The sequence below is a fragment of the Mesorhizobium sp. INR15 genome (genome assembly GCF_015500075.1).
In the GTDB taxonomy this organism is placed as follows: Bacteria; Pseudomonadota; Alphaproteobacteria; order Rhizobiales; family Rhizobiaceae; genus Mesorhizobium.
This window is the reverse complement of record NZ_CP045496.1, coordinates 2,482,518-2,493,936: the sequence shown is the minus strand read 5'-3', so window position 1 is coordinate 2,493,936 and position 11,419 is coordinate 2,482,518. Positions and strand designations below refer to the sequence as shown.

Genomic DNA, 11,419 nt, shown 5'->3' with positions numbered 1-11,419 from the left:
CTTCGAATGCGCCTATCATTGAAATCTAAAACCGGAGGACCAAGATGACCCGACTTTCGAGCCTCCTGGCATCAGCGCTTTTCCTGATCCTGCCACTGTCTTCAGCCCATGCCGCCATGCCCGAAGCGGCAACCGCCCTGTTCGAAGCCAAGACAGTGAGTGCGCGCAATACGGCCCTGTCGACGCTGGAGGCCGCTGCGCCTGGCGACCCGGCCTCGGCCTATGCCGCCGGTGCCGGCGAATTCTTCACCGCATTGGAATTGCTGGCTAGCGGCTTGCACCGCCATGGCTTCGATAGTCCGCGCTCCTTCATGCTGCCGCTGATGCGGTTGCCGGTGCCGGACAATCCCAATCCCGAACCGCTGACCTATGAACAGTTCCGCGCCATTCTGGTGGCCTTCCGCGACCGGCTGGAGAAATCAGCCGCGACGCTGGGATCGGTGCCTGACAATGCCGATATCGGCATGGTCATCGATCTCACCCATGTCGGCATCGACCTCAATGAGGACGGCGCCATCGCACCGGATGAAAGCATTGCCGCTATCATGGCCTCGCTGTCGCGCGGCGGCGGTGCGCCGGATGGTGCCGCGCCCGCGCTCACCTTCCGCTTCGACCGCGCCGACGGCTACTGGCTGCAGGGCTATGCCGAGTTCCTGATGGCGCAGGCCGATTTCTGGCTGGCGCATGATTTCAAGAACACCTTCGACAGCTCGTTCCACATGCTGTTCCCGCGCGCCAAGCTACCGTTGCAGGATATCCTCGTGCCGCTGGATGGCGGCATGGGCGGCGGCATCCTCTCGTCGGAATGGCGTCTCGCCGACTTCATCTCGCTGGTGCATCTGGTCAACTGGCCGGTGGTAGAGCCGGAGCGCCGGAAGGCGGCGCGGCGCGAACTGCTCGAAATGATCCGGCTGTCGCGCGAGGACTGGAAAGCGATACGCGCCGAGACCGACAACGACCGCGAGTGGCTGCCGGGGCCGCAGCAAAAAGGCGAAAACCCGCTCACCGGCCTCGAAGTCGGCGAGGAGCAGGTGCAGGCCTGGCTCGCCGCTCTGACCATGGCCGAGGACCTTCTTGAGGGCCGCGTTCTGCTGCCGCATTTCCGCATCACCGGCAAGGGCATCAACATGAAGCGCTTCTTCGACGAGCCGAAGCCTTTCGACCTTGTGCTGTCGATCACAGGCCCTGGAATCGCGCCCTATCTCGAAAGCGGCAAGATCCTGACATCAGACGATTTCGACCAGATCCAGCGCCAGTTCGGCGGCGGCGGATTTCTGACCTTCGCGCTGTGGTTCAACTGATCGGCCTTGCAGAACTGAAGCCCTGAAGGTTGAGATTCAGGTCAGGCCGAGTCGAAAATGATGGCTTCTGGGGTCGCTCTTGCGACGAGCGGAGCGTACTTTTGTACGTGAGCACCGGAAGCGCAGGAAGCCAACATTTGCAGGCCGGCATCACCTGAATATCAGCACACCTAACGCGGAAACCCGTGCAGCCGGCCAAGCAGCCATTGCAGCGGGTTGCTGACGAAAGCGCGGGTGACGAACGTGTCGTGGCCGGCATCGGATGCGATGAGGGAAACCGTGCCGGCTTCAAGACGGCGCGGTGGATCGGAACTCGCATCAATGCCATGGCCAGCCAGCAACTGCCGGATCTCAGCGTTGCCGGATGCCGAGGCCTGGCCATAGGCGCTGACGAAGAAGCTGGATTTGTGCCGCGCGATCCAGTTGGCGAAGATGTCGCTGTCGTCGAAAACGGCGTCGAGCAGAATGACGCCTAGCAGGCGGTCGCCGGCATCGCCATTCCTGAGCACGGAGGCAGTCGGGTTGTAGCCGCCGCTATAGGCGACGAGCACGATCGGCATGGCATCGAATTTCGCAGGCGTGGCGCCGGTCAGTTTGCCCAGCCCTTGCGCCGCCTCCGCCATGAATCGCGCGAAAACACCCAGCGTCCAGAAATTGCCGGCGCTGGAATCCTGCGCATTGCTGGCGAATTGCGGCGCCACCAGCACCGCGTTGAGGCCGGAGGCTTCGACCTGGGCAAACACCCGCTGCCGGCCGACCACATCGCGCGCCAGGGTAGCGCCATTGCCGTGGAAGAACACCACGATGACCGCCGGCTTGGCCGGATCGAATCCCTTGGGCACCGCCAGCAGCGTCGAGCGGTCGGAATAGGTCTCGTCTTCCCAATAGATGCCGCCGCGCGGCGAAGTGTGGCCGCGCCGGCCGTTTGCATTCACGTCGAGAAATGGCCCGGAACCATCCGGCAGTTTTCCCTCATAGGGAAAGGGTGACGTCTTGAACGGCACGATCGTTGATATCGCCTTGCGCAAGCGCGCCCCCTGGCTTGCCACCGGAAAGACCGTCGTGGCCAGCAGTCCGGCGACGATGGCGCGCCGGTCCACCATCAGGCCGCGACCAGCCGGATGGACGGCGCTTTCGACGGCAACAGCACGGCAAAGAAGGCCGGGATGGCGATGAGATAAGCGATGGCGGCCCATTGCAGCACGGCACTGAGGCCGAAGCTGGTGGCGACGATCGGCACCGCCGCTGAACCGATGACCGAGAAACAGCCATTGATGCCCCAGGCCCAGACGAACAGGTGTTCCTTGCCGAGCCGCGCCAGCCAGGTCATGGCAGTGGCCATCGGCATCCCCATCAGGAAAGCCGGCGGCGACACCAGCAGGAAACACAGCAGCAACCGCATCGAATAGGGATAGGCACCAATCCAGTCGAGCACCGGCGACAGATAGAAGCCGTAGGCCAGCAGCAGCAGGCAGATCGCCAGCAGCACGACGGGCAGCAGCGTTCTGGCGCGGTCGAAGATGCGCTCGGCATAGAGGCTGCCAAGTCCGGAGAACACCAGCATCGACGAGATCAACACCGAGGCCGACACCGTCGGGTTGGCCAACGCCACTGTGAAGCGGCTGATCAGCCCGACCTCGACCATGATGTAGCCGAGGCCGAGACAGGCGAAATAAAGGATGGTGCCGAGTTTGCCGCGCGAGCGGGAAAACACGATGCGCCAGCCGAAAATGACAGGCAGCAGCACCAGCGACGCCGCCGTGACGCAGGCGATGCCGAGCGTTGCCCAGATCAGGAGATAGCCCCAGTCGTCCTGGAACAGGTCGAGCCTGTCCAGCGTCAATGGCAGGTCGGCGACCTTCACATAGGCGGCGAAATACGGCTGGTCGTTGCTGAGCGGATGCGCGTCGAAGACATAGTCGCCGGCAAGCTTCGCCCAGCCGCCGGTCAACAACGCATGCCAGGTCATGCGCTGCAGCGCCGTCGCCGGCAACACATCGGCCCCCGGAACGGCTTTGGCGCAGACATCCAGCGTCGGATCGGCGGGCGCCGTCGGGTCGCAGTCGGGGCTCGCCGGCGCGGTTGGGTCGGCTGGCGCCGTCGCATCGGCGGCGGGCTGGGTCAGCGTCGCATCCTCTCCGCTGCCGAAGATCGAGGCGCGATAATCGTCGAGGATCTTTTGCGCCGTCGAACCGTCATACGGCATGCCGGGATAATAGACCTCTTCCCACGACATCGACCTGGTGTAGTCGCGCAGCGTCTTGATTTCGGCCTCGGTGAAGCCGCCGCGCTTGAACAGCACCGTCGTCGTCGACAGATAGCTCGACACGGCGAAGATGTCGTTGGCGGCGCCCGACGGATCAAACGCCTCTGCCGCCCCGGCAATGGTCGAATAGAGCTTCAGCACCGACTTCGGCGGCTCTTCCTTGTTCCACAAGGTGACCGACAGCACACCGCCATCGGCCAGCGCGTGCATGTAGCTCAGCATCGCTTCCTTGGTGTAGGCGTATTTTTCCGAAATCGCGAAGCCGCCCGGGTTGGACAGGCCGACGCTGTCGGCAAGGCTGAGGTCGATGACGTCGTAGCGCTCGGCGGTGTTGGCAAGGAACAGGCGACCGTCGTAGTCGATCACCTTGAGACGCGGCTCGGCCAGTATGTCGCCGGTGACGTCCTTCAGGACCGGATCGCGGAATGCCCGCAAAGTCATCGGATTGCTCTCGGCGACGGTCACCGAGGTCGAGCCGGCATTGAGCGCGGCTTGCGTGGAAATGCCGCCGCCGAACTGCACCACGAACGTCTTGGGCTTCTCCTTGATGACATAGGGATAGTGCATCGGCAGGTAGCGGAAATAGAGCTGTTCGGCCGGCGCCAGGTTGCGCATGACGCCTTCCGGCCCATCGCCGTCACGGTACATGCCGACATAGGTGTTGGCAGGAACCTCCGGCATGCCGAAGGCGGCGTTGTCGCTCAGGCCCGGCGCGAAATGCATGTAGGAACTGGCATAGACCTGCAGGTCGCCGAACGGCGAGACATTGCGGTAGATGCGCTTGCCGTCGGGAAAGTTGCGGGCATAGGCAACGCCCTTGTACTGCGAGACGGTGATGTCGGGGATGCCGGTCAGTCCGGGCAGCATGAGGTAGCCCGCGATCGACAGTGCGGCGACGGCGACGCCGGCGGCAACGCTCTTCCAGGCGCGGAAAGCAAAGAACCACAGCAGCGAGCCGGCGGCCCATAGCAGCAAAGGCACGACGATGATGGTTTCCGGCGCGAACCAATACATCGACACCAGCACGACCAGCCCGGCGAGGCCAGAGCCGGTGAGATCGGCGAAATAGATACGGCCGAAAGCCGTGCGGCTTTTCAGGAAAACGATGCCGAGGAAGAACGCTCCGGCCAGGAACGGCAGGAGATAGAGCAGGAAATTGGCCAGCAGACGCCATTTCTGCTCCGGGTCGGAAACCAGGAAGATGGCGTTGAACGGCACGGTCTGGGCGATGAGGTTCGAGGCAACGGCAAGCGGGCCGATCAAAAGCAGGGCGGCAGTGGCGGCCCCTTGCCAGTGCCGGTCGAACCAGTCCTTGCCGGCGAAGATGACGACGCTGGACAAGGAGAAGCCGAGCATGGCGAGGCTGACCACCAGCGAGCCGAAATGCGACCAGCTGCCGACAGCGAAGACGCGCATGACCGATATCTGCAGCGCGATGACGGCACCGGCGATCAAGCCGACCGCGAGATAGTGCGCGAGGCGCGGCGCCTCCAGGGAGGCGATGCTCAAACGAGAGGTCGAAACGACGGCTGCCATGCAGGCCCCTTGATGCGGCGGTTCAGCCGGCGCGGCAAATCAGCCGTTATGCGTGCCGACGATCTGGTCGCCTTCCAGCTTGGTAAAGGGCACGAAAGGCACCACCTTGCCATTGTAGATATCCGAGCGGACGATGTTGAACGTGCCATCGGCGAGCTGCTGCTTGACCACCTTGAGCACATGCTGCGCGCCAGGCGGTCCGACCGGGATGACCATGACGCCATTGGGCTTGAGCTGCTGCAGCAGCGACGGCGGGATATGGTCGATGCCGCAGGTGACAATGATCTTGTCGAACGGACCGACGCTTTCCCAGCCGTAGTAGCCGTCGGCGTTCCGGCTGGTGACCGAGCCGAACACGCTGTAGCCGCGATCGATGAGTGCGTCATAGGTGCGGCGGGTGCGCTGTGCCAGCGGGTTGATGATCTCGATCGTGTGCACCTTGTCGGTAAGGTTGGCGAGATAGGCCGACTGGTAACCGGAGCCGGTACCCACTTCGAGCACGGATTCGCCGAATTGCACGTCGATGGCCGTTGTCATGCGTCCGACCAGATGCGGGCCGGAGATGGTCACGCCATAGCCGATATCGAGAAACGCGTGGTCATAGGTGCGCGCCAGATTCTGCGGCAGCACGAATTCCTCGCGCGGCGTCGCCAGAAACGCCCGCTTGTTGCGGTCGTCCAGCACATCCTTGTTGTAGACCATGATCTGAAAACGATCGAATCGCTCGGCGAGATACTTCGGATCTTCGCCGCGATTGGCCACCATCCAGTCGATGAAGGTCTTTTTGTCGGTCACCGGCACTTCGGCGTTCCGGTCATAAGGCACCGGCAGAGCCGCCCTGGCGATACTAGGAAGAATGGAAAACGCCGCCGCTCCCGCCGACAGCGCCAAGAAGTCCCGACGCTTCATGGAAAAAGCCTCCAAAAGTGGCCTTTGCCACCCCAAAACCAAGCACTTGATCCGATTGCACCGCCCCCCAAAACGAGTCAATGGCCGTCGAGAGGCGGCGGTTCGGTCGGGGAATTTGTGGCAAGGGGGCAACAGTTTTCCGGCCAGCCGGGGCTCTTGCCGCCTGAATCAGCCGTCAATCGGGCCTGTCGGAATCGCCTTCAGTCCGCCTGCGAAAAAAATTCGCTACGACCGTGTGCTTGACTCGGCGAACAAAAACGGGCAGCAAAACAGCCTCGGAAGGGCAGCAACACCGCTTTTTAAGTCGTGGACAGAGCCTTCTTTGGCACAGGTCCACATCTCACCGTTGGTTTTGAGAGGGATTGATTAACCAACTTTGTCCATATTTTGAGGCAATCGGCAACCAACGACAGGCGCGGAAAACGCGCCGGGGACCACCTGGGATCACTCACAGAATGGTCTTCGCGGCTATCGGGGCCGCGAAAGGGAAACCGATTGGAGCAAGATTGGTTGCATGGCGTTCTTGAGTAAGAAAAATATTGTCTGGGACGAGCGCGGGGACTGCGAGCCTGCCGATCACGCGTCGCGTTCCTCCACCTTCACCCCTGAACGGATCGTCCGCTGGGTCGCGGTGCCTGGCGTCAGCGCCGCCGTCGGCCTGTGGCTGATCGGCACCATGGTCGGCCTGAGTTCCGTCGGCGCCTCGCTGTCGACGACTTCCGGCGGCCTGCAGCAGACGCTGTCGATGCCCGGCTCGCTTGCCCTTGCCGATCCGCTGAAGCAGCATTTCCTGACATCCTCGGCGCCGTTAGTGCTGGCCAATGCCCATGGCGGCACGCAGGCCTTGCGCGACCATGTGGTGCAATGCGGCGCCAGCTGCTTCAAGCTTGCAGCGACAAGCGCGTCGGCCGGCAAGTCCGGGCGCCTCGTGGCGCAGGCCAAGCCAGTTGTTGCCAGGACCGAGACGCAGGAACGTTTCGAACGCATGGAAGCATCGCTGTCGCCAACCAGGCTCGCCGCCGCCTTTGCCAGCTCTGGCAAGCCTGTCGTGGCAGCCAACAGCCCGGCGCGCCCGGTCATTTCGAGTGTCCCACAGCAATATACGGTCGCCTCGCTGGTACCATCGGCTCCGGTTGTGGCCAGCCTCGCTGCGGAGACCCCTGCTCCGGCGGCGGAACGCTTCGCCCGGTTGGACACCGGTTCGGTGGTCGTACAGACCGCGCCACAGCCGATGGGCTTTGCCCAGGCCGAAACCCCCGACAATGCACAATTGGCTTTGGCGCTCGTTCAGTCGCTGCCGGTTGAAGACCAGGCCTTTGCCTCGCCGCTGCCGATCGAGGAATCCTCGGCGGAAGTCGCGGTTTCGCCTGTCGAGACCCAGCAGGAACAGCCCGGCGATGTCACCGCATTGCCTGAAGCCCTCACCAATGACGTGCCATTGCCGACCCAACGCCCGCAATTCGACGCGCCACAGCCGCCTAGGGCCGCGCAGCAATCCAAGCCTGCCCAGCAACCGAAGCCGGCTCGCGAAACAGTCCAGCAGGCGCAGGCGCCAAGGACGGCTCAACCGGCCCGCCAAGGCAGACCAGCGGATGGCGGCGACGTTCTGGCCTATGCCAAGCCGGACACGCCGTCGGGCGGCCTCGGCCAGGCATTCAAGAACCTCTTCAACTCGCCGGGCGGCAGGACCGGAGCCGGCAATGGCGTCGCGGTCTATGACATCTCGGCCAAGGTCGTCTACATGCCCGACGGTCAGCGGCTCGAGGCGCATTCGGGCCTCGGCTCCATGGTCGACCAGCCGCGCTATGTCCACGTCAAGGATCGCGGCCCGACGCCGCCCAACACCTACAACCTGTCGCTGCGTGAATCGCGCTTCCACGGTGTCGAGGCCCTGCGCCTGACCCCTGTCAGCGGCGGCAACAAGTACAACCGCAATGGCCTGCTTGCCCACACCTACATGCTGCGCGGCGGCCGTGCCGAATCCAATGGCTGCGTTGTCTTCAGGGACTATGCCCGCTTCCTCGCCGCCTTCAAGAAGGGCAAGGTTACACGCCTCGTCGTGGTGGATCGCCTGAACGGATCGGCGACTCGTGTGGCGTCAAACGGAAGCGGCGCCTGACACGAGGTTGAACCGGAACCTTGCCATGCTCCTGACAGCCTTCTGTCAGGAGCATGGCGCCGCCGCCGGCCAGCCTCCATCGCGCTCTTTCCATTTCGGCCGAGTCCTCCCATATTCCCGACATGGCCAAATCCCCCGACAAGAAGACGCCGCCGAAGGCGAATAGCGAGCCCAAGCGGCGCAGCCCGATTACCGATTTCCTCGATGCCTCCGAGCCGCTGCACAGAGGCGGCTTCGACGAAGCGCCCCAGGCAGAACTTTCCGGCACCCCGCTGACCGGCTCGATCGCCGACTGGGCCGAACAGATCGAGCAGGAGGCCGAGAAGGAAGGCCGGCTTGCAGGCAAGGGCGACAGCGGCAAGGCATCCAAGCCCTCGAAGAAGATACCCGAGCGCTCCGCCGCTCCAGGCCGAAGCTCGCGCGGCACCTCGATGGGCGGTGCGGCAACGGCCAGGGAGCGTACGGCAGCCGGCCTCAATCCGGTCGCCGGTCTCGACATTTCGCTGGAAGACGCCGAGACGATGGCCTCGGGCAGTGTCACCGCGACCGTGGCGGCACTGTCGGCGCTGATCGAATCCGGCAATCCGCTGCACAAGGACGGCGTGCTGTGGACGCCGCACCGCCCTGCGCGCCCGGAAAAGTCCGAAGGCGGCATCGCCATCAAGATGGTGTCGGATTTCGAGCCGGCCGGCGACCAGCCAACCGCGATCAAGGATCTTGTCGAGGGCGTCGACAACAGCGACCGCACCCAGGTGCTGCTCGGTGTCACCGGCTCCGGCAAGACCTTCACCATGGCCAAGGTGATCGAGGAGACGCAGCGCCCTGCCCTGATCCTGGCGCCAAACAAGACGCTGGCAGCGCAGCTCTATTCCGAGTTCAAGAAATTCTTCCCCGAGAACGCGGTCGAGTATTTCGTCTCCTATTACGACTACTACCAGCCGGAGGCCTACGTTCCGCGCACCGACACGTTCATCGAGAAGGAATCCTCGATCAACGAGCAGATCGACCGCATGCGCCATTCGGCGACCCGCTCGCTGCTTGAGCGCGACGACGTCATCATCGTCGCTTCGGTGTCCTGCATCTACGGTATCGGCTCGGTCGAAACCTATACGGCGATGACCTTCCAGATGCAGATCGGCGACCGGCTCGACCAGCGCGCCCTGCTCGCCGACCTCGTCGCACAGCAGTATAAGCGCCAGGACATCAACTTCGTCCGTGGCTCATTCCGCGTGCGCGGCGACACGATCGAAATCTTTCCCGCCCACCTTGAGGACCGCGCCTGGCGCATCTCGATGTTCGGCGACGAAATCGAGCAGATCACCGAGTTCGACCCGCTGACCGGCAGCAAGACCGGCGAGCTGAAAAGCGTCAAGATCTACGCCAACTCGCACTATGTGACGCCGCGCCCAACGCTGAACCAGGCGATCAAGTCGATCAAGGAGGAGCTCAAGCATCGGCTGGTTGAGCTCGAACGCGCCGGCCGGCTGCTGGAAGCACAGCGGCTGGAACAGCGCTGCCGCTTCGACCTGGAGATGTTGGAAGCCACCGGTTCCTGCGCCGGTATCGAGAACTATTCGCGCTATCTGACCGGCCGCCAGCCGGGCGATCCACCGCCGACGCTGTTCGAATATATTCCCGACAACGCGCTGGTCTTCATCGACGAAAGCCACGTCACCATTCCACAGATCGGCGGCATGTACAGGGGCGACTTTCGCCGCAAGGCAACGCTGGCCGAATACGGCTTCCGCTTGCCGTCCTGCATGGACAACCGGCCGCTGCGTTTCGAGGAATGGGACGCCATGCGCCCGCTCTCCGTCGCCGTTTCGGCGACCCCGGGCGGTTGGGAAATGGAACAGGCCGGCGGCGTCTTCGCCGAGCAGGTCATCCGCCCAACCGGGCTGATCGACCCGCCGGTCGAGGTGCGCCCGGCCAAGAGCCAGGTCGACGATGTCGTCGGCGAAATCCGCGACACCACCAAGGCCGGCTACCGCACGCTGGTCACGGTTCTGACCAAGCGCATGGCCGAAGACCTGACCGAATATCTGCACGAGCAAGGCGTGCGCGTGCGCTACATGCATTCCGACATCGACACGCTGGAGCGCATCGAGATCCTGCGCGACCTGCGCCTTGGCGCCTTCGACGTGCTGGTCGGTATCAACCTTCTGCGCGAGGGCCTCGACATTCCCGAATGCGGCTTCGTCGCCATTCTCGACGCCGACAAGGAAGGTTTCCTGCGCTCGGAGACGTCGCTGATCCAGACCATCGGCCGCGCCGCGCGCAACGTCGACGGCAAGGTCATCCTCTACGCCGATCAGGTCACCGGCTCGATGGAACGGGCGATGGCCGAGACCAGCCGCCGCCGCGAAAAGCAGGTGGAATGGAACGAGGCCAACGGCATCACGCCGGAATCGGTCAAGTCGCGCATCTCCGACATTCTGGATTCGGTCTACGAGAAGGACCACGTCCGCGCTGACATCTCGCAGTTCACCGACAGCGCCGGCGCCATGATGGGCAACAATCTGAAAGTCCATCTCGACGCGATGGACAAGCAGATGCGCGACGCCGGCGCCAATCTCGACTTCGAGAAGGCGGCGCGCATCCGCGACGAGATCAAGCGGCTGCGCGAGATCGAACTGTCCATCTCCGACGACCCGCTGGCACGCGAGGTTGAAGGCCAAAGTCCCAACTCAGGCCGCGAAAAAGGCAAGCACAACAAGGGCGTGGCCAAACATCGCACAGTCGAGGAACAGGAGCGTTTCCGCAAGTTCGACGAAGCGCGTGCGGCTGAAGAGGCCGCCAAGGCTGCCCGGCCCAATCTCTTCCGCAAGCCGCATCTCGACGAGATGGGCGCCGACGGCGCGGTGCCGGTCAAGACGCCGTTGTTTTCGAAACCCTCGCTCGACGCCATGGGCCCAGGCACCGACATGACGACACCGGCCGGTGCGGTGTCGCGCTCGCTGTTCAAGAAGCAGTCGGCCGAGGAAGCGCATGGTTCCGACTTCGGCATTCCGGGTGACGACGCCAAGCCGCTGTTCAAGAAGAACACACTTGATGAAATGACGGTGCGCCGTACGGAGACGCCGATCGAGGGCGACAGGCCGGTCAAGCGCGAGCGCGCCGGCATCGGCTCCTACGAAGATCCAGGCGACGCCCGCCGGGAAAAGCGGCGCCCCGGCAAGACGGGACGACCAGGCAAATAGGGCGGCCCTTCCCTTCTCCCCCAGGGGAGAAGGTGGATCGGCGCGAAGCGCCGAGACGGGTGCTGGACGGAATGAGACGCTGGTGTTT

The 11,419-nt window shown here is 63.6% G+C and carries 6 protein-coding genes; 3 read left to right on the top strand and 3 right to left on the bottom strand.

Going from position 1 to position 11,419, the window contains the following annotated elements:
* Positions 1-44 precede the first annotated feature (44 nt).
* Positions 45-1,301 carry a hypothetical protein gene (locus tag GA829_RS12140; RefSeq protein WP_195178734.1) on the top strand — a complete coding sequence of 419 codons (1,257 nt, stop codon included), beginning with the start codon at positions 45-47 and terminating at the stop codon, positions 1,299-1,301.
* Between the two features lie 170 nt (positions 1,302-1,471).
* On the opposite strand, the gene GA829_RS12135 is transcribed toward GA829_RS12140, so the two are convergent.
* The 3 genes from GA829_RS12135 to GA829_RS12125 are packed head-to-tail and all read right to left on the bottom strand — an operon-like array spanning position 1,472 to position 6,012.
* Positions 1,472-2,404: a hypothetical protein gene (locus tag GA829_RS12135; RefSeq protein ID WP_195178733.1), complete on the bottom strand. Its 933-nt coding sequence runs from the start codon at positions 2,402-2,404 to the stop codon at positions 1,472-1,474.
* Positions 2,404-5,103: a spermidine synthase family protein gene (locus GA829_RS12130; protein WP_195178732.1), complete on the bottom strand. Its 2,700-nt coding sequence runs from the start codon at positions 5,101-5,103 to the stop codon at positions 2,404-2,406. The genes GA829_RS12135 and GA829_RS12130 overlap by 1 nt, the downstream gene beginning before the upstream one ends.
* 39 nt (positions 5,104-5,142) lie before the next feature.
* Positions 5,143-6,012: a protein-L-isoaspartate O-methyltransferase family protein gene (locus GA829_RS12125; protein WP_195178731.1), complete on the bottom strand. Its 870-nt coding sequence runs from the start codon at positions 6,010-6,012 to the stop codon at positions 5,143-5,145.
* A gap of 514 nt (positions 6,013-6,526) precedes the next feature.
* On the opposite strand from GA829_RS12125, the gene GA829_RS12120 reads away from it, so the two are divergent.
* Together GA829_RS12120 and uvrB are read left to right on the top strand one after the other, a co-directional pair.
* The gene (locus GA829_RS12120) at positions 6,527-8,131 is read left to right on the top strand and encodes a DUF2778 domain-containing protein (protein ID WP_195178730.1); all 1,605 of its coding nucleotides are present in this window, start codon (positions 6,527-6,529) and stop codon (positions 8,129-8,131) included.
* Between the two features lie 122 nt (positions 8,132-8,253).
* Positions 8,254-11,331: an excinuclease ABC subunit UvrB gene (gene uvrB / locus GA829_RS12115; protein WP_195178729.1), complete on the top strand. Its 3,078-nt coding sequence runs from the start codon at positions 8,254-8,256 to the stop codon at positions 11,329-11,331.
* Positions 11,332-11,419: the final 88 nt, after the last annotated feature.

What these genes read in the sequence shown, in the direction of transcription:
- GA829_RS12140 (WP_195178734.1), top strand. Translation starts at nt 45, where the DNA reads ATGACCCGACTTTCGAGCCTCCTGGCATCAGCGCTTTTCCTGATCCTG.
- GA829_RS12135 (WP_195178733.1), bottom strand. Translation starts at nt 2,404, where the DNA reads ATGGTGGACCGGCGCGCCATCGTCGCCGGACTGCTGGCCACGACGGTC.
- GA829_RS12130 (WP_195178732.1), bottom strand. Translation starts at nt 5,103, where the DNA reads ATGGCAGCCGTCGTTTCGACCTCTCGTTTGAGCATCGCCTCCCTGGAG.
- GA829_RS12125 (WP_195178731.1), bottom strand. Translation starts at nt 6,012, where the DNA reads ATGAAGCGTCGGGACTTCTTGGCGCTGTCGGCGGGAGCGGCGGCGTTT.
- GA829_RS12120 (WP_195178730.1), top strand. Translation starts at nt 6,527, where the DNA reads ATGGCGTTCTTGAGTAAGAAAAATATTGTCTGGGACGAGCGCGGGGAC.
- uvrB (WP_195178729.1), top strand. Translation starts at nt 8,254, where the DNA reads ATGGCCAAATCCCCCGACAAGAAGACGCCGCCGAAGGCGAATAGCGAG.